Source organism: Allosphingosinicella deserti (assembly GCF_003012735.1).
Lineage (GTDB): Bacteria > Pseudomonadota > Alphaproteobacteria > Sphingomonadales > Sphingomonadaceae > Allosphingosinicella > Allosphingosinicella deserti.
Genome location: NZ_PXYI01000004.1, coordinates 289,559 through 314,720, shown reverse-complemented (window position 1 = coordinate 314,720; position 25,162 = coordinate 289,559). Strand labels below are relative to the sequence as shown.

At 65.4% G+C, this 25,162-nt stretch carries 20 protein-coding genes; 11 read left to right on the top strand and 9 right to left on the bottom strand.

Going from position 1 to position 25,162, the window contains the following annotated elements; genetic code table 11:
* Positions 1-452: 452 nt before the first annotated feature.
* Positions 453-1,484 carry an SDR family oxidoreductase gene (locus C7I55_RS13590; protein ID WP_106513520.1) on the bottom strand — a complete coding sequence of 344 codons (1,032 nt, stop codon included), beginning with the start codon at positions 1,482-1,484 and terminating at the stop codon, positions 453-455.
* A 551-nt stretch (positions 1,485-2,035) separates the two neighbouring features.
* Complete coding sequence (locus tag C7I55_RS13585; RefSeq protein WP_106513519.1) at positions 2,036-3,220, bottom strand: calcium-binding protein; 1,185 nt, start codon at positions 3,218-3,220, stop codon at positions 2,036-2,038.
* A 550-nt stretch (positions 3,221-3,770) separates the two neighbouring features.
* Here C7I55_RS13585 and C7I55_RS28160 point away from each other — a divergent pair.
* The 3 genes from C7I55_RS28160 to C7I55_RS28155 all read left to right on the top strand — a co-directional run bounded on the left by C7I55_RS28160 (position 3,771) and on the right by C7I55_RS28155 (position 5,720).
* On the top strand, positions 3,771-4,001 hold the full coding sequence (locus tag C7I55_RS28160) for a hypothetical protein (RefSeq protein WP_158266417.1): 231 nt from the start codon (positions 3,771-3,773) through the stop codon (positions 3,999-4,001).
* A 694-nt stretch (positions 4,002-4,695) separates the two neighbouring features.
* The gene (locus C7I55_RS27770) at positions 4,696-5,334 is read left to right on the top strand and encodes a hypothetical protein (RefSeq protein ID WP_146151020.1); all 639 of its coding nucleotides are present in this window, start codon (positions 4,696-4,698) and stop codon (positions 5,332-5,334) included.
* On the top strand, positions 5,331-5,720 hold the full coding sequence (locus C7I55_RS28155; RefSeq protein WP_158266416.1) for a hypothetical protein: 390 nt from the start codon (positions 5,331-5,333) through the stop codon (positions 5,718-5,720). Before C7I55_RS27770 ends, C7I55_RS28155 begins: the two co-directional genes overlap by 4 nt.
* Positions 5,721-6,747: 1,027 nt before the next feature.
* Here the strand turns inward: C7I55_RS28155 and C7I55_RS13555 are convergent.
* Positions 6,748-7,794 (bottom strand): suppressor of fused domain protein, encoded by a 1,047-nt coding sequence (locus C7I55_RS13555; RefSeq protein WP_106513514.1) that lies wholly within the window; start codon positions 7,792-7,794, stop codon positions 6,748-6,750.
* 361 nt (positions 7,795-8,155) lie between these two features.
* Between C7I55_RS13555 and C7I55_RS13550 the strand changes: the two genes are divergently transcribed.
* Both C7I55_RS13550 and C7I55_RS13545 read left to right on the top strand, forming a co-directional pair.
* On the top strand, positions 8,156-9,145 hold the full coding sequence (locus C7I55_RS13550; RefSeq protein ID WP_106513513.1) for a hypothetical protein: 990 nt from the start codon (positions 8,156-8,158) through the stop codon (positions 9,143-9,145).
* A 501-nt stretch (positions 9,146-9,646) separates the two neighbouring features.
* On the top strand, positions 9,647-13,645 hold the full coding sequence (locus tag C7I55_RS13545) for a PAS domain S-box protein (RefSeq protein WP_106513512.1): 3,999 nt from the start codon (positions 9,647-9,649) through the stop codon (positions 13,643-13,645).
* Between the two features lie 156 nt (positions 13,646-13,801).
* Here the strand turns inward: C7I55_RS13545 and C7I55_RS13540 are convergent, their stop codons facing one another.
* Positions 13,802-14,671, bottom strand: coding sequence for a LysR family transcriptional regulator (locus tag C7I55_RS13540; protein WP_106513511.1), 870 nt, complete (start codon positions 14,669-14,671; stop codon positions 13,802-13,804).
* 140 nt (positions 14,672-14,811) lie between these two features.
* Between C7I55_RS13540 and C7I55_RS13535 the strand changes: the two genes are divergently transcribed.
* The 4 genes from C7I55_RS13535 to C7I55_RS13520 all read left to right on the top strand — a co-directional run bounded on the left by C7I55_RS13535 (position 14,812) and on the right by C7I55_RS13520 (position 18,746).
* Positions 14,812-15,474, top strand: a complete 663-nt coding sequence (locus tag C7I55_RS13535; protein WP_106513510.1) for a hydrolase — start codon at positions 14,812-14,814, stop codon at positions 15,472-15,474.
* A gap of 116 nt (positions 15,475-15,590) precedes the next feature.
* On the top strand, positions 15,591-16,643 hold the full coding sequence (locus C7I55_RS13530) for an Atu2307/SP_0267 family LLM class monooxygenase (RefSeq protein ID WP_106513509.1): 1,053 nt from the start codon (positions 15,591-15,593) through the stop codon (positions 16,641-16,643).
* A complete protein-coding gene (locus tag C7I55_RS13525) occupies positions 16,640-17,533 on the top strand; it encodes a pirin family protein (protein WP_106513508.1) in 894 nt (297 codons plus the stop codon). Before C7I55_RS13530 ends, C7I55_RS13525 begins: the two co-directional genes overlap by 4 nt.
* Before the next feature lie 208 nt (positions 17,534-17,741).
* Positions 17,742-18,746 carry a zinc-dependent alcohol dehydrogenase family protein gene (locus tag C7I55_RS13520; RefSeq protein ID WP_106513507.1) on the top strand — a complete coding sequence of 335 codons (1,005 nt, stop codon included), beginning with the start codon at positions 17,742-17,744 and terminating at the stop codon, positions 18,744-18,746.
* 176 nt (positions 18,747-18,922) lie between these two features.
* Here C7I55_RS13520 and C7I55_RS13515 read toward each other — a convergent pair whose 3' ends face one another.
* Positions 18,923-19,315 (bottom strand): DNA-binding transcriptional response regulator, encoded by a 393-nt coding sequence (locus C7I55_RS13515; RefSeq protein WP_106513881.1) that lies wholly within the window; start codon positions 19,313-19,315, stop codon positions 18,923-18,925.
* Complete coding sequence (locus tag C7I55_RS13510) at positions 19,279-19,695, bottom strand: response regulator (RefSeq protein ID WP_106513506.1); 417 nt, start codon at positions 19,693-19,695, stop codon at positions 19,279-19,281. The genes C7I55_RS13515 and C7I55_RS13510 overlap by 37 nt, the downstream gene beginning before the upstream one ends.
* A 638-nt stretch (positions 19,696-20,333) precedes the next feature.
* Between C7I55_RS13510 and C7I55_RS13505 the strand changes: the two genes are divergently transcribed.
* Positions 20,334-20,654, top strand: coding sequence for a hypothetical protein (locus C7I55_RS13505; RefSeq protein ID WP_106513505.1), 321 nt, complete (start codon positions 20,334-20,336; stop codon positions 20,652-20,654).
* A gap of 515 nt (positions 20,655-21,169) precedes the next feature.
* Here the strand turns inward: C7I55_RS13505 and C7I55_RS13500 are convergent.
* From C7I55_RS13500 to C7I55_RS13490, 3 genes are read right to left on the bottom strand one after another with little or no spacing between them, the layout of a single operon-like run.
* A complete protein-coding gene (locus C7I55_RS13500) occupies positions 21,170-22,027 on the bottom strand; it encodes an ATP-grasp domain-containing protein (RefSeq protein ID WP_106513504.1) in 858 nt (285 codons plus the stop codon).
* Entirely contained in the window at positions 22,024-23,424 is a 1,401-nt protein-coding gene (locus C7I55_RS13495; protein ID WP_106513503.1) for a pyridoxal phosphate-dependent decarboxylase family protein, read from the bottom strand. Before C7I55_RS13495 ends, C7I55_RS13500 begins: the two co-directional genes overlap by 4 nt.
* The gene (locus tag C7I55_RS13490) at positions 23,421-23,909 is read right to left on the bottom strand and encodes a rhodanese-like domain-containing protein (RefSeq protein ID WP_233222203.1); all 489 of its coding nucleotides are present in this window, start codon (positions 23,907-23,909) and stop codon (positions 23,421-23,423) included. The genes C7I55_RS13495 and C7I55_RS13490 overlap by 4 nt, the downstream gene beginning before the upstream one ends.
* Here C7I55_RS13490 and ftrA point away from each other — a divergent pair.
* Positions 23,908-24,990, top strand: a complete 1,083-nt coding sequence (ftrA, locus tag C7I55_RS13485) for a transcriptional regulator FtrA (RefSeq protein ID WP_106513502.1) — start codon at positions 23,908-23,910, stop codon at positions 24,988-24,990. The two genes, C7I55_RS13490 and ftrA, sit on opposite strands and share 2 nt — an antisense overlap.
* Positions 24,991-25,162: the final 172 nt, after the last annotated feature.

The window sequence follows — 25,162 nt, the reverse complement described above, 5'->3', positions numbered from 1 at the left end:
GAGGTTCGGGCTCTACAAATGACCCACGACTTGCCCAGCGGATGATTTACGCGGTTCGGTGACGGTCCCCATGAGGAGTTGATAGTGGCCCCGCCTCTCGCAGAATGCGGCTGCTACACCAACTCTGAGAAGCGACCGTGAAGCTCGCAAACGGATGAAGTCCGCGGCGTCCAATGCCGGCGCCGAAGCGCACCCTGGACTGTACGGCGTTACCGACCGCGGCTCAGCTGGCAAAATGACGGAGAACCACGGTCCTGGTCAACGATTCGTCTTCCATGGCCCTGAAAGCCGGAGGACATGTAGTTCAGCGGAAATACTCAAACTCGGCTCACGTCGGCCGGGTACAGACGGAGGAGAGCACGGTGTCCCGGAAGAGAACCGATTGTACATCCGATGGATACCGGATTCTAATGAGCGAATTTGCTATCATGCCCTAAACGCCCCGCCGGCGGTTACCGTTCGGCTTCGCCCGCCTTCCCGATCCGAGCGGCGACCAAGGCGGCGGCTCCGATCGCTGCCGCAGCCCCAAGCCACATCCCGCGCGAGGGCTTCTGCAGCGCCACCGCGACGCTCGACCTCCGCACCCAGTTCTTCTGCGTGCCGCTTACCTCGCCATCGGCCTTCGGCCGATAAAGATTGTCCCGCATCGCCGGATCGCCGGCGTCGCCCGGTTCCTGCTGCATGCGCGTGCCGATCGCCTCCATCACCAGGTCGGTAATCCGCGGCGCGAGCTGGCCGACGAGCGACGCGGCGACCCCGCCCCCGCCGACATAGATCGACCGCTTGCGGTGCGTGCACGCAAACAGGATCGCATCGGCGATGATATCCGGGTGATAGAGCGGCTGCGGGATCCGCGGCGGGTTGTCCATGTAGTTGCGGGCATGCTCGGGATACGGCGTGCCGCAGCCGCCCGGCTTGACCAGGGTCACGGAGATCCCGGCGCCCTGATGCTCGAGCTCCATCCGCAGCGTGTCCGTGAGCCCCTGGATGGCGTGCTTGCTGGCGGAATACGGACCCTGCTGGATGATCGCCCTGTCGCCCAGGATCGAGCCGACATTGACGATCGCCCCGCCGCCCCTCTCCTTGAGGTGCCGTGCGGCCGCGAGGCAGGCATAGAGGGTGCCGAAATAATTGACCGCGAAGATCCGCTCATGGTCCTCCACCGGAACCTGCTCAAGCGTTCCGTAGACCCCCGCGGCGGCATTGTTCACCCAGCTGTCGAAGCCTCCGAAGTCAGCGACTGCCTTGGCGACGATCTCCTCCGCCGCGCCGCGCGAGGCGACGTCGACCGCGACGCTCGTCGCCCGGCCGCCCGAAGCGACGATGTCGCGCTCGATCCGCTCCAGGCTCTTGCCGTTCCGCGCCACCAGCACCACGGCAGCGCCGCGGCGGGCCGCCTCCAGCGCCGCTGCGAGGCCGTTGCCGCTGCTCGCCCCGGTGATGACGATCGTCTGTTGGTCTATCGGCTTGAGCCTGATGCGCACGAAACTGTCTCCTGGCGTTGATCACGCCCGGTGGCGCTGCAAGCCCCAACGCGGCCGCGCGCGCCGGAGTGCCGGACCGGGACGAAAGCCCGTATCGGCGGTGGAAGACGAGCGGCTCGTCATGTCCGCTGGCCCGGTCGATGAATCCTGCGAATGGGCTACAGGAGGCTGTTTTACCGATACCGGTGTACCGGTACCGGGCTGCTCTTCTTTGGCGTCGGACGAGTTCCGGTGACAGGACGAGTTCCGGTGACAGTGTACTGATTGGATTCCCCTGGAAGATAGCGGCGGCGACCTTCAAGCGCTCATGCCATGCATGGATCGTCGGGTGTCGAAATCATGCACTGTCACCGGTATCCTCGGCGCGATCACCTCCCACTGTACGTCGGTCAGTTGGGTCTCGTAGCGCCGCCTCGCAGGCGGCCTCCTCTTCGGCATCGGGCGTCGGCTCGCTTCGTTGGTCCGACAACCTATGAATCACACTAAAGCCGCTTTGGGAATCCTTCTCAAACGCGCTCTTAACAACATTACGCCGGCGAAAGCGGAGGAGATCAGAGGTGGAAAAAGACGAAGTCGTTAGCGTTCAACGAACTCACCCCAAGCAAAGTGACCTCGTTGCCGTTTCCGAAATCAATGATGCTGTTGCCTGCGTTAGAGGTGATGTTCAGGTCACTTAGTTCATCGTACTGAGTGAATGCGGTGAGATCGATTAGATCCTTGCCGTGAGCAAAATCGTGGATTGTGTCGTGATGATTGAACGGCCGGAATACAAAAGTGTCATTGCCGGCCCCGCCCCACAGATCGTCGAAATTGCCGGCGCTTGGACTGAAAAGCTCCCCACCGTTCGAACCCGCTACTAGGACGTCGTTACCTGCGCCGCCATGCAACGTGTTCCTGACAGTAGCTACGTCGTCGCTGTCACCCCCAACAAGCCTGTCGTTGCCTGCACCGCCATCTAGGTCATTAGTCACCCCGGCTGGCCCCGAAGCACTACCGCCCTTGATGAGGTCGTTACCAGCGCCACCAAGAATCGTGTTCGATACACTATTGAACGGATCAGCGCTGCCGCCAGTCAGCGTATCATTTCCTGCATCGCCGTTGATCGTGTTTGTCGCTGTGCTGCGGCCATTCCCGCCCCCGCCTGTGATAGTGTCGTCACCCGCGCCGCCGTGTAGATCATTCACGGCGTCGAAGGGGCTTCCGGTACCGCCATAGGTGTTGCCGCCCGTGATTACGTCACTGCCGGCGTCGCCAAACGCTTGGTTCGTGGCGCCATCAGCACCGAGGATGCGGTCTTCGCCTGCGCCACCGTGCATTACGTTGGTCACATTTGCGTAAGCCGTTGTTCGCCCGCCGCCCTGAAGCGTGTCGTTCCCCGAGCCACCATCCATTTCGTTTCTAACCACAGCGTAGGCGTTTGCATTGCCACCAAAGAGCAAGTCGTTGCCTGCTTCACCGAAAAGCCGATTGGTTATCGGCCCACTGAAGTTACTGAAATCTGCGCCATGCAGTTCGTCGTCGCCAGAAGATCCGTACGCATCCCCGCCGAAGTTCTCGGGCAAGGCCAGATAATCGTCGCCAGCCAAGCCTCGCAGTACCTGGGCAGAGGTGGTTGAGATGCCTGTTAGATGGTCATCGGCAGGTGTGCCGGTAATTACTGGATCGGTACCGCTATAGGCGAGTCCAGCGCGTTCCATATGCAGCCTAAAATCCGCATTCCGTCCGAGAAACTTCATGGCCGTTCCTTCTTACCATGTTGCACAAAGCCAACCTACGGAAGCTTAATCAGTATCATGGCTGACATCAGCCCACGGACCGCCCCACTCGCCCACCGCTGCGGCGCCAGGCATGGACCTGGCTACCGTCTGCCTTGGACACCCGGGCGTAACCGATCTGGGTTGTCACATATACGTCCGTTCACGTGACAAAGCAGGATCTCTTCGTCATCGATCCTCAGTGTGTCACACAACCCGCCTTCCAGTCTATGCTCCGTGTGGCCCAGCAGCCTGCGGTCCATGTGACGTTCGGCGCCGCCGGCGCTCTTCAGGGCAGACCGAATGCGGGCCGTGGTCTTCGGGCTGCCTGCAAAGGCAGTGAACTCCGCGGCGGCTTTCAGGAGCGAGATCGCAGATCTGAGGGCCATTCTCTGACGAAAGGTGGCGGGACGCAGCTTCGGCATTGAAGGGTCCTCTCAAGGATGATGGTGGTGGCGGCGCCTCTTCACTCGTAGTGCGGGCGCTCGGTGGGGAATTGCGCGGGCGGCAACCCGTTGAAGGCGATCACACGGTGGCGGCCGCCGTCGTAGAGAACGGAGTCAACCTGGCGGCGCCGGCGCTGGACCACCTCGAGGAGCCGATTGGCGCAAGCTGCGAGCTGGTTCGCTCGATCTTCGTCAAGGTGGAAGCCGAGCACGCGAACGAAAGTGCCGCAATCGTACCACCAGCCTCCTTCTTCCGGACCGCCGTAATGGCGATCGGATCGGTTCCGGTGACAGTGCATCAATTGAGGTTCCGGTGACAACAGTGCACTAATTGCGTTTCCGGGAACATAGCGGCGGCGACCTTCAAGCGATCAGGCATGCATAGAGCGTCGGGTGCCGAGATGATGCACTGTCACCGGAAGCTCAATAGCTTAGCACCATATGGCGTTCCTGTCTCGCATACGCCAATATGGGCCCTGACTCGACTTCAGGAACCGCAGAGGCTCTCCGAGCCTCTCATCGAAATGAGGCCCATGCTCTACGCCGCTTTGCTGCCCACGCTTACTGCGCTTGCCTATCTGGCAGTCAAAACTGTCGGCGATCTCCGGTCACGCCGCTTCGGCTTTGCGGCGTGGGGCACCCTCTCCTGCATCGGAATCATGCTCCCCCTTGCGCAGGTCGCCTGGTCCATCTCGATGGCGTATTCGATGGGATCGTCTGCAGCTTAGCCTTGAAGGCCTCGTCGCTGAGCGGCCGGTCGGTTCGGAAGGCCAATGGAATGTGGCCGGGAGCTTTGAAGCTCCGGGGACATTGAGGCTCCGACGACATAATGCTCAACTCGGTTCACCGACGAGAGGGAGAGCACGGCCTCAAGCACCGCAGCCGCTCCGTGCACAGATGGATGTCGGATCACCGATCTGGAAGTCAGCTATCGTATCCCGGAGCCGCGAGAGAAGGATGAACCTTTCGCGTAGTCGCGCGTATTTGCAGAGCAAATCGGGGAGCTGGGGTATGGCAGGCGCCACTCGGGTGATTGACGGCAAGGCATTTCAACAGTTCCGCATCGTGAATCCTGGCGAAAATCTCTACTTCACTGCAGGCCGCAGTATAGCAGTTGAGACATGGGCGCTCGACTGGGGTAAACATGAATTTGATTATGACCTCAATTCCCGTCCAACCACCCAGGACAGCCGGCCGGTAGCGATCGCAACTACGCGTGAGGGGCTGCAGCGTGAATTCCTCGAGCGCCGGGTCGTGAACCGTTATCCTGTTCCGGTCTCGGTGGCGATGAACGGTGTTCGTCGTGCGCCAACGATTGAGCTTACACTCGGCGAGGCACGTCCGCAGGTTTACGAGAGCAAAGTGCCTTCGGCAGTAGTCGCCTGGTCACTCAATTTTCGCTCGCACCGCCACCACGGCGGGGTTGGTGGCAAGCGTGCTTCACAAGGTCGCGCGACCGGCGCCGGCTCTCCGCCGGGCATTGGACGGGGCGCGGGCATGGCCACCGGGTTCAACTATTTGATGGTGTACCTCCCCGTCGAGGATGCTGTCAGCGTTCGGCGGTACCAGAATGGTTTTGGTGTGGTGGACCTGGTCGGCTCCGAGCCTGGACTGATCCAGCGTTGGATTGCAAGAGTGACGGGCCAATGAAGCGCCTCTCGCATGCCGTTGCACTTGTTGCGTTAGTGGGGACCGGCTGCGCACCCGCGTCGCCAGAACCGGAGCGCGTGGCTCCGGCAGCGCGAAGCCTGGTGCTGGCTCGCTTGCCGGTAGACAGGGAGACAGACCTGCTTTCCGCCATGCAGAGCAAATTGCTTGGCACACCTCTCAGCGGCCGCGTTACAACCCACGGCTTCGAGGGCCAGGGGCTCTACTCGCTCGGTTTTGTCGGCAGCTGCGACGGCAATGCCGATCTGGTCGCGGCCGTCACGCAAACGGCTGAAGCGGCGGGGGCGATGGAGACGAGTTGCCTGCCTGAATCTGCATTCGCCCCGGGTGAGCCGATCACGTTTCGCCGCGCGCCGAGATCCCGTTGAGACGGATATGGGCACGCATGGGCACGAACATCGGCGTTGCCGGGGCCTTCGTGCTGGTGGCTTTCGTCATAGCGCCTCTACGCGCATTGTTGTTCTTGGACGAAACGGAGCCTTTCCGACGTCGTTGGCGCCGGCGCAGGTAGAGCCCGGGTTCCGGTGACAGTGATCAATTGGGTCCCCCAGGCGAAGGCGGAGGCCTTCAAGCGCTCAGGTCATGCATTGGGAGGGGGCGCTGCATCGATGCACTGTCAGTGGAACCCGTCACCGGAACTCGCGCCGGATGCCCGGTTGCGTCAGATGATGCCGAACGACAAAGCCATGCTCGGCAGCCGTGACATGCCCGGAATCTAGAACGCCACCTCGACAACGCAAGCACGGAGCTTTCGTACGTGTCACCGCAAGCCGCGCCGATTGAGTTAATCACCGGCCCATCCAAGTCCAGAGCATCCACAACGGCCGTCGCGAATTCAGGAAAGGTAAAACATCAAACTGATGAACGCTTGCCAGATCACCGAGACCGTGACCAGAAGAACGACAATCGAGAACAGGGCGCCTTCTTGGTATCTTCTAAGCAAAATGAGTATGACGCACGCACTCGTGGTAATCAGAGAAGACACCGGAACAAGGGATAAAAGAATACTGTAAATCAAAAGGCCTGTGCTTCCTTGTTGAGAAAGCCGATCATTCCCCAAGACGGCTGCGATAGCGTCTAAGTTAAACAGAGGCCCGCCCCGCGCAGCCAATCGCGAACCCATTCCTGAAGAAGGTAGAGGGATACAAAGAGGTCTAAAGCCACGATCGCGAGCAACAACATAGCCAACGCTCCCTTGCCGCCCAGTTAGAGCCGGCGTCAGCTCGATTGGAATGACGCTACCGGTTTACCAAACGAACCTTTATCCTTCAGCTTCCAACCTCGCGCCTGCGGCACCATGGTCCGGCCGGTCCGCGCCGCTCCCCTCCGCACCTGCACTCTTCGCACACCCAATTGCAGCGCGCCGAAAACCACCGCTGCCCCGGTTTGGCCTCATCACGGGCCGATCGTGGTCTGCCTCACCCTCCAGGTGACAGGCAAACCCGGCACCGCATAGTCGCCCGCGCGAGCAAGCAACGTAGCGGAAAGAGCCGTCGCCGTTGCCGGCGTCAGGCGAACCGCAAGGGCCCCCTCCGCCTCGGCGATCTCGTCCTGCTCGCCGGGTTCGAACAATATTTGTTCTCCTGAATCCCCCGCCAGGCGGAGCGACCGTCCGAACGGCAGCCGCCGCGGCAGCAATCGGGTGAGCTCCTCCACCTGCTGCGACCCCACCATGACCTCATAAACCGGTCCGCCCAGAAGCCGCCTCCGCCGCTTCCAGCTCAGCAGCTCGGTCAGCAGGTAACCGGTGGAAGAGCCATCGCGGGCGGATCCCTCCTCGACGGTCCGCCGCACATCCGGATCGGTCAGAAGGGAGTCGCGATCTAGATCCGAAACCAGCAGCGGCAGGCGGGCGCGGAACACGTCCAGCAGCCGGGCCGTCTTCCACAGCTTGGCGGCACCCTCCTCATCTTCGGTAAGTCCCACCACCTGCAGGAATGCCACCGTGCCGGACGGCGTGCTCAGGGCCGGCAATTCGGGATCCTCGGCGAAGGCGATCGAGCGAAGAGCCGTTTCCCGGTCACGCGTGATCGGACCGTTGATCGGCATCCAGTCGCCATCCTTGAAGACGTTGCCGGTGTCGAACACGTAGCGGGCCAGATTCTGAAGGAAGTCCAGGGCCCACATCGGCGGTTCCTCCTCCGCGGGATCGCAGGTGGGGCGGAACGTCAGCTCGAAGCCGAAGCCGCTGACCTCGGGGTCGTCGCTTTCCTTTTCGTAGAGTTCCGAGAAGCCGTAGGTCACGATGTGCCAGTGGGGCACCGGCTCCAGCCGTTTCCAGGCGCTGAAGCCGTCCAGCGGATCCGGCCCACCCAGCCGGTAGCGGATGACGGGCCCGAAGTGGCGAGGTTCCTGATCCGGATAAAGGCCCGCCAGCGCGCCGGTGATTGCGTCCCATCCCGGCGACGCCGCATCCGACGCATTTTCGTCGACACCCTCCAAGACAAACCTCCGCGCAATCGAGTGGCGGGACCATAAGGCCGCTGAGACGCCCCGATCGACTGCCGCGCTCCGTGGACGCTGGCGATCTAGGGATGAGCACCATTCCCGTTGCACGCTCCATTCCCGTGCGTTCGTCGAACCAAACCCGATGCCGTGCCAGCGAAGCTGGGTCGCCGGACTGCGCCCGTGCAGCGCAAAATCGCGTTGCAAATGCAACGCAGGCGAACGGCAGCAGCTTCCAGTCGTTCAATTCGAACCCGTTCCTGCATAGACGCAATCCGAAGGGGAACACGCACGTGGCGCTCCCCTCAGTGGCGGCGCCAACGATCGACGGAGCCGATCTGCGAGTGAAGGAAACGGAATGAACCTGTTCCACGAAGGCCGGAGAAGCACGCGGATCCTCCGTTGCGCTGCCCTGGCAGCCCTGCTGCTGCTTCCGACGCAGGCCTTTGCCGCCGATGCGTGCCGTGGCCCGATCGCAGACGCCCACACGAACCGGGCGCGCGACGGCGTCGATCCGGGCACATCGCTGCTTTCCCGCCTCCGTCCGCCGTCGCCGGAGGCCATTCGGCAATACGTCGAGTCAGGCGTCGCATCCGCACGACCCTATCGGTTGAATGCTGCCGAAAAGGAAAGGATCGAAAAGGCGCTGCTGGGCCTCCCCGAAGTGCACCGGCGAAAATTGCACGCGCATCTGCGGCATCTCAGCTTCATCGATGTTCCTGCCGGGGCCGGCAACGGGCTCACCGCGAAGGTCAACGAAGGAAGCTTTCCCGTCTTCGATCTCACCCTGCGGGCCGGGATCCTCGACGAGCCGCTTTCGGAGTTCCTGACGACCAAGGAACGTGCGGTCTTCGCCGACGACGGCTCCGGAGTGAGCGTGGCCGTCGAAGCGCCGGGAAGCGCCCTTGACTATGTCCTTCTTCACGAGGCGACGCATGTCGTCGACCACGCCTTGTCCCTGACGAGCCGACTGGACCCGCGGTTCACCGCGTCCATCTGGCTGGATCGCACCTCCCTTCACCCGTCCTGGGCAAGCATGCCGATCGCGTCGACACTCTTCCGGCGCGCTCCCAGGATCCCAATCGCGGCTGCGCCGGGGCTGTACGGGTCCCTGGCCGAAAGCCCGTTCGTCTCCCTATACGCGACCGCTGCGGCGCCGGAAGACTTCGCCGAGCTCGTCGCCTGGCGAGAAATGGCGCGACGCTTCCGGCAGCCGATCAGCATCACCCTGCGCAACGATCGCGGGGAACAGATCTACCGCATGCAGCCGCTCGCCAATCCCCGTCTCACCGCGCGCTTCGCAGCCGTGGACGCTCTTCTCGCCGCGTGCGCTTCACGCCGGATGTGACCGGAGCCGGCATCGCACCGCATCGGGCGCGATCGCGCGCAGCGATCGCGTCGGTCAACGCTTTGCACCGGCGGCGGACCAACGGCGATCGTTCGCGGCTCGAGTTACGCTGACAATTCACCAAAGGCAGAAAGTTTGAAAGTGCTCGCGGGATGGCCCCTCGTCCCGGCTTTTCTTGCCACCTGACTCGGCGTGACCATCGCCGGCAGCCGACCTTCAAGAGCGCGGTCCGAGGCCTGAGACCAATGCAGTTGATGCACTGTCGCCATGATCCCGGCGATCGGCCCATCCTGGACGCGGAAAGCCGCCCTTTCGCCCCGCGCACGGAACAACGGTCGCTCCCCGTTCGCTCGTCTATAAGCCCGTGGCTTCAAAGAGATATCGACACGCGCCCGATTCCTCCCGCACCGCTGGAGAGGACCTATGGCCGCACTCCGGTCGTTCTCCTATGGGCGGCGACGACCGGCTTTTTCAACGCATATGCATCTGAGGGCGTGATCTTTGACCGCTGCCGACGAATTCCAGGACGATCAGAGCGCCGACGCAACCGGGACGGCGATGCCGAAGGCCGCCCTCTCGGCGCTCGCCATCGACTACCGAACGCTGTTCGACGCCGCCCCCACGCCGCTGCTGGTCGTGGCGCCGCCCGAATGGATCATCATCGCCGCCAACGATGCCCGTCTGGAGGTTACCGGCACGACGCGGGAGGCAACCGTCGGACGCAGACTGTTCGACGTTTTTCCCGACGACCCCGATGATCCGGCAGCGGATGGCGCGCGCAATCTCGCCGCCTCCCTTGAACGAGTCGTCGCCACAGGCGCCGCGGACATCATGCCGATCCAGCGTTACGCGGTGAAGGACGCCGACGGGACGTTCGTCGAACGGTGGTGGAGCCCCATCAACACGCCGGTTCTGGCGCCTGACGGCCGTCTAACGGCGGTGATGCACCAGGTGGCGGACATCACCGATATCATCAAACTGCGCGGCGAGGCAGCCGCGAGCGAAACCCTCGCGCGGGACCGGCAATCGATCATCGATCGGTTGCGGATCGCCGGTGCCGACCTTCTTGTCATGTCGGCGCGCAAGGACGAGATCCTGGAGAGCATCTCGGACGCTTTCTACGCCGTCGATCGCGAGTGGCGCTTCACCTACGTCAACCGCAAGGCGGAAGAAATGTGGGGACGCGCACGCGAGGCGCTGCTCGGCAACGTCTTCTGGGACGAGTTTCCTCAGGCCGTCGGGTCCGAGGCCCACCAGGCGCATCTCCGCGCCTCCGCGGATCGAACCGTCGTTCAGCTGGAGACCATCTCGCCGGTTTTGGGACGCTGGATCGACGCCAGCATCTATCCGACCAAGGACGGCGGGCTATCGGTCTATTTTCGCGACATCGCCGACAAGAAGCGCGCTGAGGAGGCGCAGCGTGCGAGCGAGGAGTTCAATCGCCGCATCCTCTCGGCCTCGGCCGATTGCATCAAGGTCCTCTCGCTCGACGCCCGTCTCGAGTTCATGAGCGAGGGCGGCATGTGCGTCATGGAGGTCGACGATTTCGACGCGATCCAGGGGTCTTGCTGGACGGACTTCTGGACCGGCGAGGAGCATGCCAAGGCGGTTGCCGCGGTGGAGGAGGCGAAACGCGGCGGAACCGGACGTTTCCAGGGCTTCGCGACTACGATGAAGGGGAGTCCCCGTTGGTGGGACGTGATCGTCAGCCCGATCAACGGCCGTGACGGGGCGCCCGAGAAGCTGTTGTCGGTTTCCCGGGACGTCACGGCGGCGAGGCTTGCCGACGAGCGCGAGCGCGCCTCCGAGGCGCGCTACCGACAGATCGTCGAGGGAGCGGAGGATTTCGCGATCGTGTCCGTCGACGAGCACGGCGTCGTCACCGGCTGGAACCGCGGCGCCGAGCGCATCACCGGCTTCTCCCCCGACGAGGCGATCGGGCGCGCGGGAGACTTCTTCTTCACGCCCGAGGACAAGGCGCAGGGCATTCCCGACCATGAGCTGAATCGCGCCATGAGCGACGGGCGCTCGCTCAACGAGCGCTGGCACCTTCGGAAGGACGGGGGCCGGTTCTGGGGCTCCGGTCTGACCATGCGGCTCGACCAGCCCGGCGGAGGCTATCTCAAGATCTTCCGCGACCGGACTTCCGAGCACGAGGCCGAAGCCGCGGTGCGCGAAAGCGAAGCACGGTTCCGGCTGATGGCGGACGCGGTGCCGCAGATCGTCTGGATCACCGATGCCGCCGGCCGCGCCGAATTCTTCAACAGGCAGTGGACCGACTATACCGGCATTCCCTACGAGCCGACGACGGCCGCCGCCGTGGCTGCGGACCACGTCCACCCGGACGATCAGGCGCCAACGATAGCGTCCTTCGAGGAGTCGCTTCGCACCGGCAAGACCTTTTCGGTCGAGCACCGCATTCGATCGAGGACGGGCGAGTATCGCTGGTTCCTGGTCCGCGGCGAGCCCCATCACGATCCGGACACGGGCGAGATCCTCCGCTGGTTCGGTGCTTCGGTCGACATCCACGATCGGAAGGAGGCCGAGGCGCGCCTCCAGGACAATGAGGAACGGCTACGCCTGGCGACGGAGGCGGCGGAGGTCGGCTTCTGGGACGTCGACCTGGTCAACAATCTGCTGATCTGGCCGCCTCGCCTGAAGGCGATGTTCGGCATTTCGCCGGATGTGCCCGTGACGATGGCCGATTTCTATGGCGGGCTTCACCCCGATGACCGGCAGCGGGTCGGAGCGGCATTCACGGCTGCGTGCGACCCCGCGAAGCGGGCCCTTTACGACGTCGAGTATCGCACCATCGGCAGGGAGGATGGCGTCGTTCGCTGGATCTCGGCCAAGGGGCGCGGCCGGTTCACGGCCGAGGAAGCCTGTAGCCGGGTCGTCGGCACCGCCCTCGAAATTACGGCGCGCAAGGCTGACGAGGTCCGGCTCCGGGAGCTGAACGAGACGCTCGAAAAGCGCGTATCCGATCGCACGGCCGAGCTCAGCGAGAGCCAGCGCCGCTTTCAGGGCATCTTCAACTCCGCCCTTCAATTCATGGCGCTGCTGACGCCCGACGGCATCGTGGTGGAGGTGAACGAGACCGCCCTCGCCTGGAGTGAGATCGAGCCCGGCGACATCATTGGCAAACCATTCTGGCGCGCCGCGCCGATGCGGGACAATCCTGCCCTGCAAGACGCGGTCGAACTCGGAATCCGGCGCGCGGCAGCCGGCGAGACGGTGCGGGAGGAGCACGAGATGCGTGGTGCCGGCGAGGTGCGCGCGATTGTCGATTTCTCGTTGAAGCCGGTGCGGGCCGAACATGGCGAGCCGATCTGGCTGGTCGCCGAAGGCCGCGACATCACCGAGCTGAAGCAGGCGCAGGAGGCACTGCGTCAATCGCAGAAGATGGAAGCCATGGGCCAGCTCACCGGCGGCGTTGCGCACGATTTCAACAACCTGCTGGCGCCGATCATCGGCTCGCTCGACATGCTGACTCGCAAGGGCATCGGCAACGAGCGTGAGCGACGGCTGATCGACGGCGCGCTGCAGTCGGCCGAACGTGCCAAGACCCTGGTGCAGCGCCTGCTTGCGTTCGCGCGGCGCCAGCCGCTGCAAGCCGGCGCCGTGGACGTGAAGCGGCTGGTCGGCGACATGGCCGAGCTCATCGCCAGCACCTCGGGTCCCAATATCGATGTGCGGGTCGAGCTGCCGGACGATCTGCCGCCGGCTGTCGCAGACGCCAACCAGCTCGAAATGGCGGTGCTGAACCTGGCGGTGAATGCGCGCGATGCCATGCCCGAAGGCGGAGTCCTGGCGATTTCGGCCGCCCGGGCGTCGGTCCGCTCAGGAGACCGGTCCGGTTTGCGCCAGGGGCATTACATCCGCTTGTCCGTGCGCGATACCGGCACCGGTATGGACGAGGCGACTCTGGCCCGCGCCGTCGAGCCCTTTTTCTCCACCAAGGGCATCGGCAAGGGTACCGGGCTCGGTCTGTCGATGGTGCACGGCCTCGCTCTCCAGCTGAACGGCCGCCTGGCGATCGCAAGCCGCCTGGGCGAGGGTACGACGATCGACCTTTGGCTGCCGATCAGCTCCGTAAGCGCCGACGCGGAAGACCGAATTCTTCGTGAAGTCGCGCCGGCTCGGGCCATGGGCAAAGCGCTGCTTGTCGATGACGAGGATCTGGTCCGCATGAGCACGGCCGACATGCTGATCGACATGGGCTACGAGGTCGTGGAAGCAGGATCCGCGGAAGAGGCCAAACGGCTGATCGAGGAGGGTCTGGCACCGGACCTCGTCGTGACCGATCACCTGATGCCGGGAATCAGCGGCGCGGAGCTGGCGCACGAGCTTCGCGCCCGGAGGCCGAACCTGCCGATACTGATCATATCGGGCTACGCGGACGCCGAGGGTATCGAGGCCGGACTTCCCCGGCTGACCAAGCCGTTCCGGAGCGCCGAACTCGCCGCGAGCCTCGCGGCGCTGAAGCCGGGCGTGGGTTGAAGACCCCGGGTCCTCCTCCTGCCGGTCGATCCAACCGCCGCTTCCGAGCGGCCGGCCGGCGTTCAACCGTACCGCGACTCTTTGCGCGAGCGCTTCGCCCTCCCCGCCGATCATACCCGCCTCTTCCACGCCGCTGATTTCGCGGCATGCGCACCGTCAGAGGTTGCGGCAGTGTTCGATCATCATCTCGGTCAGCACCCTCACCTTGCGGGCGGGATGCTGCCCCGGCGGCCGCACCACGTAGACTCCCAGGATCGGCGGAGGATAGCGCGTCATCACGGGGACCAGCGCTCCAGACGCCAGATGGTCGGTGACCAATTCTGTGGGGAGGCCGGCAACGCCGATGCCGGCAAGCGCGGCCGCGACGAGCGCAACGGCGTTGTCGGCCTTGAACCGCCCGTGCGGCTTCAATGGGATGACCTCGTCCCCATCGATCGCGAGCCAGGTTTCATTCCCTTGCATCACGACTTCGTGGGCGCCGAACTCCTCCGGCGTCTCCGGGGCGCCGTGCCGCGCGATATAGGCGGGCGCCGCGGCATAGACGGCAGGCGTTTGCCCCACCCGTCTCGCGAGCAGATTGGAGCTGGTGAGATGGCCGACCCTGATCGCGCAGTCGAACCCTTCCGCGATCAGATCGACGAAGCGGTCGGTGTAGCATGATCGAACCTGCAACCTGGGGTTGAGCCGCGCCAGCTCCGCGAGCACGGGTGCGAAATGGGTCGGGCCGAAGGTCAAAGGTGCGGCGACCCGGAAGCTGCCGCGCAGTTCGCCCTCCGGCAGGATCGTTTCCCGGGCGATGTCGATTTCCGCGCAGACCTTCGCGGCATGATCCCGGAACGTCATCCCGGCCTCGGTCAGCGCGGCACCACGCGTGGTGCGCGCCAGCAGCTGGATGCCAAGATCCGCCTCCAGCCGTGCCAGCCGCCGGCTGACGATCGACTTGGATATGCCGAGACGCAGGGCAGCCGCCGTGACGCCGCCCGCGTCCGCAACCTCCACGAATGTGCGCAGCTCCTCGATATCCATCTCGTGTTCCCCGATGCGCAACACAGCACGTCACGTTGTGACGCTACCGTAGCGATATCGACGATGGCAAATGCGCGTTCGGCGACACCCTTCAGCGTCCGCCCGCAACCACCCCGTGCAACTGCAGCCAAGGACCCGTCATGACCTTCCGCAACGGCCTCGACTCGCTTCTTCGTCCCGAGGATTCCGTCCTCGTCCTGATTGATCACCAGCCTTACCAGCTGGCCAATCTCAACAGCCATGATCCGCATGCCGTGGTCAACAATACCACCGCTTTGGCGAAGACGGCCAAGGTCTTCGGCGTTCCGACCATCCTGACCAGTGTGATCGCGGATCGTGGCGGCCTGATCTTCAAGCATGTCACCGACGTGTTCCCCGGCCAGGAGGTGATCGACCGCACTTTCATCAATACGTGGGAAGACCCGAAGGTCGTCGACGCGGTCAAGGCGACCGGGCGCAAGCAATTGATCATCGCCGGCTTGTGGACCGAGATCTGCGTCGCCATGCCCGCGATCCAGGCGGCCGGCGAAGGCTGGGACGTGACGGTGATCACCGATGCGTCCGGCGGCACCTCGGTCGAGGCGCATGAGGTGGCCATTCAGCGCATGATCGCCGCCGGCATCAACATGATGACCTGGGTTGCGCTTGCCGCCGAATGGCAGCGCGACTGGGCGCGCGTCGACAGCGCAGGCCCGCTGACCCAGGTCATGATCGACCATGTCGGCGGCAGCGGTGTGGCGTACATGTGGGAGCAGCAACTGCTCAACACCCCTGCGCCGGCCGGGCAGTCGCCGGGCGTCTGACCGGACCCGGTGGCGAGAGGCCGGGCACCGCGCGACGTTCCCGGCATCCGGCCCTCGCTGCCGAGACAGCGGCGCGGAAATATTCGCGCCGCAACACATGAGCATGAAGGATCGCAATGGAAATCGGCATCGACAGCTTCGCAGCCATCCTTCCTGATCCGCGAACGGGCCTGCTGCTGTCCGCGACCGAGCGCATGGAAGATCTTCTCGAGGAGGTCGTGCTCGCGGACAGGGTTGGCCTCGACGTCTTCGGCATCGGTGAGCACCATCGCGCCGAGTTTCTCGACTCGGCGCCGGCGATCATCCTCGCCGCCGCGGCCGCACGCACCAGCCGCATCCGGCTCACCAGCGCGGTGACGGTGCTGAGCGCTGTGGATCCGGTGCGCCTGTTCCAGGAATTCGCGACGCTCGACCTGATCTCGAAGGGACGCGCCGGACTGGTCGTCGGCCGGGGGTCGTTTGGCGAGGCCTTCCCGCTCTTCGGTCTCGATCCGCAGGCCTATGACGATCTCTTCGCCGAGAAGCTCGACCTCTTCCTGCAGCTCGGCGAGACCAGTCATCCGCGCTGGCAGGGCCGCTTTCGCCCTGACCTCAGCGGTCAGGGCGTGTTCCCGCGTCCGCACCAGGATCGGCTGCCGGTCTGGATCGGGGTCGGCGGCACGCCGCAATCCTTCGCCCGCGCAGGCGTGCTCGGGCTGCCGCTGATGGTCGCGATCATCGGCGGCACGTTCGAGCGCTTTCGGCCGCTCGTCGATCTCTACCGCGAAGCCGGCGCGCGGGCCGGACATGATCCGGCCGCGCTCAAAGTGGGTGTCCACGCCATGGGCTTCGTCGGCGAAACCGACGCGTCGGCGGCCGACGCCTTCTTTCCCGGCTGGGCGCACCTGACCGCGACCGTCGGCCGCGAGCGCGGCTGGTCGCCGCCGACGCGGGCGCAGTTCGACGCCATGGCCGGGCCCGACGGCGCATTCCTCGTCGGCGCGCCCGCGACGGTCGCCGCCAAGATCCGGCGCGCCAGCGAGGTCCTGGGAGGCCTCGCGCGCATCACCTTCCAGATGAGCACCGCGTCGCTGGAAACGGCAGCGATGAAGCGCTCGATCGAACTGCTCGGAACGGAAGTCGCTCCGATGGTGCGGGCGAACCTCGACGATCAAGGAGAACGAACATGATCGAAATGGTCATTGATCAGCGGCGTCGCGATCTCGGCGGCGGGTTCGAGGTCGGGCGGGTGCTGCCCTACGCCAAGCGGCGCATGGTCGGTCCCTTCATCTTCTTCGATCACATGGGCCCTGTCGACATCGCCGCGGGCGCGGACCGCGGCCTCGACGTCCGCCCGCACCCGCATATCGGCCTGTCGACCGTAAGCTACCTGTTCTCCGGCGAGATCATGCACCGCGACAGTCTGGGATATGAGCAGGCGATCCGCCCGGCGGAGGTCAACTGGATGGTCGCCGGTCGCGGCATCACGCACAGCGAGCGGCTTGAGCGTGCCCGGGCGGTCGGCGACCGCATCCACGGCATCCAGGCCTGGGTCGCATTGCCGACCGAATTGGAGGAGACCGCCCCCGCCTTCTCGCACCATTCGGGCGATGACCTGCCGCAGTGGGAAGAGACGGGGGTGAAGGGTCACCTGATCGCCGGCAGCGCCTATGGCCTTACCGCCGGCGCCAGCACGCATTCGCCGCTGTTCTACGCGCATCTCGACATGGCCCCCGGTGCCACCGCCGAGATCCCTTCGGGTCACAGCGAGCGCGCGCTCTATGTCGCCGCCGGCGAGGTCGAGATGGAGGGCCGGACCTTTGGTGCAGGCAAGATGCTGGTGGTCGGCGCCGGCGCTTCGCGGGTCCGGGCGGCCGTGCCGGCCACGGTGATGGTGCTTGGCGGCGAGCCGGTCGGCGAGCGCTTCATCTTCTGGAACTTCGTCTCGTCGTCCAGGGATCGCCTGGAACAGGCCGCGTCGGACTGGAAAGCGGGCCGCATGAAGCTGCCCGACGCCGACAATCGCGAATTCATTCCGCTGCCCGACGGCCCTGCCCCGTCCGCGTCGGCGATGTCGTGACCGGCCGTGTTCCGCCTTCCGCGACACGCCGGGATCGCGAATGGCCTCGCATTTCCGGAAACCCGGCCGCGAGCGTCATCACCGCCACGGTGCTCGATGCCGGCGCCGGCGCCGCCCTGTGCAGTTCGCAGGCCCGCAGGTCCCGTCGATCGGCGCTTCGATGTCCATCGTCCAGTCCCATCAATCGGCTTGAGCAAAGGGTGAGAGCATGACCGGAACCATGAAGGCGATCGTCCTCGGCACATTCGGCGGCTTCGACGCGTTCGAGATGCGCGATGTTCCCGTGCCGACGGTCGGACCTCGGCAGGTGCGGGTGCGGGTTCACGCCACGGCGATCAATCCCCTGGATTATCAGATCCGTCGCGGCGACTATGCCGATTACGTGCCGCTTCCCGCCATCATCGGTTACGACGTCTCCGGCGTTGTGGAAACGACGGGCACGGACGTACGTGAGTTCGCCATCGGCGACGAGGTCTACTACACGCCCAGGATCTTCGGCGGCCCCGGCTCCTATGCGGAGCAGCATGTCGCCGATGTCGAATTGGTCGCCCGCAAGCCGCACAATATCGACCATCTGGAAGCCGCAAGCCTGACGCTGGTCGGGGGGACGGTCTGGGAAGCCCTGGTGACCCGCGCCCGGCTTGCCGTTCACGAAACGATATTGATCCACGGCGGGGCCGGCGGCGTGGGTACGGTGGCGATCCAGCTTGCCAGGGCGATGGGTGCGCGTGTCATCACGACGGCGCGCCGCAGCAACCACGAATTCGTGCGTTCGCTCGGAGCGGACGAGGCGATCGACCACAGCGCCGATGACTATGTCTCGGCCGTTGCGGAGCTGACCCGGGGGCAAGGGGTGGACGTCGTGTTCGACACCATTGGCGGCGACGCCCTGACACGATCTCCGCTCGTCCTTGCAGATGCGGGACGCGTGGTCAGCATCGTCGACATCGCCCAGCCGCAGAACCTCATCGAAGCCTGGGAAAAGAACGCCGCTTATCATTTCGTCTTCACCCGGCAGAACCGGGGCAAGCTCGATGCGCTGACCAACCTCGTCGAACGCGGACTCATCAAGCCGGTGGTCGGTGCGGTGCTGCCGCTGGCCCGGATCGGCGAAGCGCACGAACTGCTCGAATCCGGGGGCTCGCGCGGGCTTCGAGGCAAGGTGGCGATCGACCTCACAGGTGAGACCGTCAGGATTCCCGCGCCGCGATAGGTTCATCGATACTTCGAGCCGGAATCCGTTCCGCGGCGAGGGTCGTCCCCATGAACGGCAGCTCTCCGCGTCGAGGCGCCGCATGGTAGCTGGCCAAGGACAGGTGCCGTCACGATCGCAGGCGTTTCAGGCCGGCGCTTGACGTCGTGAGGAACGACGTGCCGTGGGCGCCTGGTTCACGAGGCACCCCCAAGGAGGCGCCGGACATAGTCCACGACGCTCTGCGGATCGTAGGGGCGAGTGAGGTGCGGCCCTTGCTCGCAGAATTCGGCCGCCTTTGTTGCCGCCGCTTCGATACTCCCCGCCAAGGCAATCTGCACGTCCTGGCGATGCTCCCGGGTCCACGCGCGCAGTTGAAAGGCGTTTCGCCCGCCGGGCGCCTCCGCATCGCAGAGGACCGCGTCCACAGGAACGCTGTCGTCGCTCAGCACCGTGCCCGCCTCGTCGGTCGAGGAAGCCTCGATCACCGTGTACCCGCAGCTGCGAAGATAATCCGAAATTGCGTGACGCACGAGGACGTCGCCGTCGACGACTAGGATGCAGCGAGGCTGCTCCGCTTGCTCAGCCATTCTGTTCCCACCAGGCTCCTGACCAACTCCAACAATTCGGCGACACGAAACGGTTTCGCCAGAAACGCGTCCGCTTCATGTTTCACATCGGGAGGGAGGTGGGTCGACACGAGAGCCACCGGCAGGAGAGGCTCGATCGTCTTGATCTTGGCGGTGAGAGCCACCCCGTCGATCTCACCGGGCATACGAACATCGCTCAGCACGATGTCCACTTCCAGCCCCGTCGAGATCAGGGCCAGCGCCTCCGCGGCGTTCACCGCCTCCACGACCACGAAACCTTCCTCCCGCAGCATCTCGGACGTCGTGAACCTGACGAACACATCGTCCTCGACGAGGAGAACGACGGGTTCCGATTTTGGAATCCCCTCTACGCTGCTCAATCCCTACCCCCATCATGACACGGCGACGACGGCTATCGCCGCGCTGCCAAAAGTCCAATCCCCGGGAGCAACGCAACACCGCCACGTTCGGGCCCAGCACCCCTCCGAAACATGGCGTTCCGTGCCGTGCGATCCGAAGCACGAGGCGAAACTTCGATCCCATCGTCCCGGTGGACGGATTATTTCGACCGCCGCACGCGCCGCTCGCAGCGGGATCCCGCAAGCTGCGCCAGCGTGCCGGAGCATTCCGCGGCCGAGTATGGCTCCGAAGCGATCGTACCTCGATCATCCCCTCGTATTGACCGGTGACATCATCGGGATCGCTATCCGGTAACAGCAGGAGATTGCGGAAGTCGCAACCGACGTGATTGCTGCTCCAGGCCGGCCGGCGCAAATGCGACGCGGAACCGGCGAATACGTGAAATACCGATATGGTTGGTAACGCGGGCAACAACTATCCGAAGTCTATGGATGCGCTATCGAAGGATCGCAAATCCTTGTGAAGAGTGCCGGAGGCGAGGCGAACTGGAATTCGTCGATCTCATCCGGTGTGCGAAGGTGAGAGTACGGCTTGGCGATGCGAGCGGTGTCCGCTCCAGGTTGCTTCAGGCCTGTCGAAGAGCCGGGAGAGAAGTCCAGTGAGCAAGCTCGTCAAAGATTATCTTGAAATCAAGGGTCACGGCACGCTGGACGCGTTGATCGCCCGGCTCATGGAAGTGCGTGACACTCTGCCGCAGACCGGTCTGGTCGACGTGAAGCTGAGAGGCGACGACGTCTTCGGCCGTCACCTCTGCGTAAGCTTCATGCGCGAGCAGACGGTCGAAGAGGCGGATTGTGACGCGCGCTACGCCCATGCTTACGAAGAGTCGCTCCAGCGCGAGGCCGCGCGCCTGGAGAACGAACCCGCATTCTGCGACGCATCCAACCGCCCGAGCCGCCCATTGCGCATCGCCGCCTGACGCTTGTCGAGATCGGCCGGGCTGCGGTGGGTTGCCGCGGCATTGTGGAATTTCGGGGGGATGGCGTAGTCGATGTAGGCCCTTCCTCCTGCTGATACGCCCGGTCGTCACCTGTGCTCGGCACCCTCGCCGCACTGCCCTCCCCCGGCGCGAAAGCCGAAGACGTGAAGGCGTTCGCGCTGATGCCGCCAGGATCAGCCACCACCGGGTCCGGAGCCGTGTGGTGCACCATGTCCCCCCCCTCTTCCACGGTGAGAAGCTCCACCCGCTCGAGCTCGGCAGCGATGCGGCCCGACCGGCTGCGGTGCTCACCAATCTGTCGCCGTCCGGCGATGAGGCTGGCCGGCAGGTTCAGGCAGCCCAGCCGCGAGGCCAAGGATGCGGCTGCGGGAATCATCAGCGCGGCGTCGAATCGTGCACGACCTCCCTCTGCTACGGCCTCGCCTTGCCTGACCGCCTCGGGAGGGCGACCAGCCTCCGCGACGCCGGCCATCCGGAGCGGCCCTCGCGAGCGTTCAGCTGTCAAGGTCGAGCGCTGCGCGGGCCAGCGCCGCGGCCGAACCTGCTTTGGTGTCGAGCGCCAGGTGCGGCTCTATGAGCTCGAGCTCCATCAGCAGCGGCCCGGCGGTCGTCGGGACCAAGTCGACCCTGGCATAGGCCGGCCTGACCGGAAGCGACGCCAGCACTCGATCCGCCAGCATCCGTTCGCCGGCCGTGGACTCGTGGCAGGCAACCGCGCTTTGCCCTCCGGCTGCACCAGCATCGAACGCAGCCTTGCTGAAGGCGTGGGAAAAGCGGCCGCCGAGCAACACCAGCGACCGCTCGCGATCGTCGAGAACGCCTCTCTGGAACGGCTGAACCAGGACGGCGCTGTGCCGCAGCAGCGCCAGGGCGTGCGCCCGCGCGGACGGCAGCGCACGGCCGCGGAACCGGGCGGCGCCATGCGCGCTCGCCGAGATCGACGGCTTGACGACGACATCGTCCCACCCGCGCGCGGCGAGGGAGGCGAACGCCGCGTCCGCTTCCCCGGCGTCGGCGACGAAGAGCGTCGGCACCACGCCGATCCCCCGGCGGGACAGATCGAGAAGGTAGCTTTTGTCGGTGTTCCACCGCAGCAGCTCGGGAGCGTTGACGAGGCGGGTGATCCCGTCGAGCCGGTAGATCCAGCCACGCCACCGGGCCGGCCGGAGATGATAGTCCCAGGTCGAGCGGACGATCGTCACCGCCGAGGCCGCCCAGTCGACATCCGGATCGCTCCAGACCGCGAAGCGACAGGTTGCGCCCGTCTCCTGGATGGCATCGGCAAGACTTATGTCGTCGGGGGTGCCGTCCGGGGCGCCGTCGTGCGTCGCGATGGTGACGTCCCAGATCATCGCGCCACCGGCTCCCTTGCATCGTTCAACAGGCCGAGCAGCAGATCGACGTCACCCTCGTTGGCCTCGAAGCTGGTGATGCAGGCCCGCAACACCAGCCGCCCGCGACATCGGACGGAGGAGAGCCAGGCGCGCCCCGTCCCGACGACGGCATCCTCGATCTTTTTTGTCGCTACGTCTTCGGCGCCCAGCGCCGAAAAGCAGACCAGCGGCAGGGCCGTATCGTTGGCGATCGTCCAGCCGTCTTCGCGCAGTCGGGAGCGCAGACGGTCCCCCAGGGCGATCTGGCGTTCGATCATGCGCGCGTAACCGGGCAGACCCATGGTGGCGAGCGCCATGAACAGCTTGCCTCCGGTGAACCGGCGCGACCATTGCATCGAGTGGACGTACGGATCCCGCCGGTTCGCAACGGTCGCGGGCATGTAGCCGGTGGTCACCCCGAAGGCTTCGTCGAGGCTATGCCACGTCCGGGACAGAAACAGGCCGGCGCCCATCGGAACGGCCAGCCATTTGTGGGGATCGATGGTCACCGTATCGGCCAGGTCCAGCCCCGGCATGAGATCCCGGCCGCGCGGAGACAGCAAGGCGCCCCCGGCCCATGCCGCGTCCACATGCATGTGGATCCCGAGTTCGCGGGCAACCTGCCCGAAGCCGGCGAGGTCGTCGATTGCTCCGTGCGCCGTCGTTCCGGCGGTCCCCACCAGCATCAGGGGATCGGCCTCGCCGTCGCGAAGCACGGCCCTGCGCAGCGCCTCGCCGGTCAGCGCAAGCCCGTCCTCCGGCTCGACGAGCCGCACGGCCCGGTCGCCAAGGCCAACCGCCCGGGCGATCTTCATCCAGGCGAGATGGGATTGCGCCGACACGTAGAGGACCGGCCGAACGCCGCACGGTAGTCCGTGCTGCGCCCAATCCGGATAGCGCCGCGCCAGCGCGAGAAGGACGGCGCTGTGATTCGCCTCGCTGCCACCGCTCGTGAACGTGCCGGCAGCATCGTCGTCGCCGCGCCAGACGAGGCTGCCGAACAACTCCACCAGCTTGCGCTCGATCTCCGCCGCGGCCGGCGCGTGTCCCCAGGCGGCGAGCTGGGGGTTGACCGCCGCCGTCACGATGTCGCCTGCCACAGCCGCGACCAGCGGAGGCGGGTTGAAGAGGCCGAAATAGGCCGGGTGGTCGCTGCGCACCGCATGTCCACCGAGCAGGTCGAGCAGGTCGGCGGCGACCGTAACCCCATCCAGAGGCTCCGCGAAGTCGTAGGCCGCCAGTCGCTCCGAGAGGATTTCGTCTGCCCGCGCCGGTGCGACGCAGGCCGAGCGCCGCGCCCGGATATGCCGCGCAGCGAGCGCCGCCACGTCCGCGAGCATGCCAGGATCGCCGTCGGCGTCGGCGTCCCCGGTCATGCGCCTGATGTCGCCAGTTCGAAGCCCTCGTCGATCCAGCCCGTCACGCCTCCGGTCATGATCTTGACCGGACGGCCAAGCCTCGCCAGCCGGACGGCGCCGCGCGCGGCCCCGTTGCAGTGCGGGCCCGCACAATAAGTGACGAACAAGGTGTCGTCGGGCCACGCCGCGAGCGCCGAGCCGATGATCTTGCCGTGCGGCAGGCTGATCGCGCCCGCAATATGGCCGCGCGCGAACATTTCGGGACTGCGGACGTCGAGGAGCACGAAGTCCGGCCGGCCCGTGGAGAGGGCATCGTGGACGTCCCAGCAGTCCGTCTCGAAACTGAATTCCGCTTCGAAGTGCGCGAGCGCGACGGCAGGGACGGCTGCGGGAATGGCGGTGACGGCGGTGTTCATGATGGTGCTCCCTGATATCCACCGCCTGGTTACGCCGGCGGTCTTGGGCTGGCCATTGGCAGGATCGTCACGTATCGTCAGGATCATGCCAAATCCGCTTTCCCAGCCCAACCGCATGGTGGCCGTGGTCGTTTACGATGGTCTCTGCACCTTCGAGTTCGGAATCGTCGCCGAGGTCTTCGGGCTCGACCGCCCCGAGATGGGTCCCGACTGGTACACTTTGGTGACCTGCGCCTGTGAGCCGGGGCCGATGCGCGCGGCGGGTGGACTGACCGTGACGGTGAACGACGGCCTGGAACGTCTGTCCGAGGCGGGCACGATCGTCATCCCCGGCTGGAAGGGAGTCGGGGTGGCGCCTCCGGAGGCGCTCCTCGCGGCGCTCCGGAGCGCCGCCGGGAGAGGCGCCCGGATCCTGTCGCTATGCTCGGGCGCCTTCGTCCTCGCCGCCGCCGGGCTCCTCGACGAAGGTCTGGCGACCACCCACTGGCGCTATGCCGAGGCATTCCGGACGGCCTTCCCCGACGTCGAGATCGACGCCGACCTGCTCTATGTGGACAGGGGAATGGTGATGACGTCGGCCGGCAGCGCCGCGGGCATCGACCTGCTTCTCCACGTGGTGCGCAGCGACTTCGGGCCGGAGGCGGCCAACAGTGTCGCGCGGCGCCTGGTGGTCCCCTCCCACCGCGACGGCGGGCAGGCCCAGTTCATCGAGCGTCCGGTGCCCCCGCGGCCTGACGGACGCCTGGCCGCCTTGCTCGACCGTATGCGCGAGCATGCCGATCGCCCGCTGACCATCGCCGCCTTGGCGCGGGAGGCGGCAATGAGCGAGCGCACCTTCCTGCGCCGGTTCAAGGAGCTGACCGGGATGACTCCTGCCGCCTGGCTGCTGAGCGTGCGGCTCGACCGTGCCAAACAGATGCTGGAAAGCGGCGGACTCGGCATCGAGGATATCGCCCTTCGCGCGGGTTTCGGGACAAGCGCGACGCTGAGGATGCACTTTCGGGCAATGGTCGGAATCAGCCCGCGCGAGTACCGGCGGCGCTTCGGGCATGATCGCGGAACGTCGGCAGCGGCCCCCTCGAACCCGCGCCCTCCTCACCCGGACATGCGCGCGGGACCGGGGGCGCGCCGTCATTCTCTGCCGCGCGGTGCTTCCTGTCGGAACTGAGGCTGGCGGGCCGGCCCGGCCGCGCGGTTCGTGCAGGAGTGGCTGAAAAGCCGTGGAGCAAGGGCGTCGGCACAACGTTCCTCGACAGCTGGTTCATCGTCCGCTCTCCAGGTCGCGCGTTCGCCGATCGGGTTTCCCGGGCCCGGGTCGGCGACGCTCAAGATCTTTATCG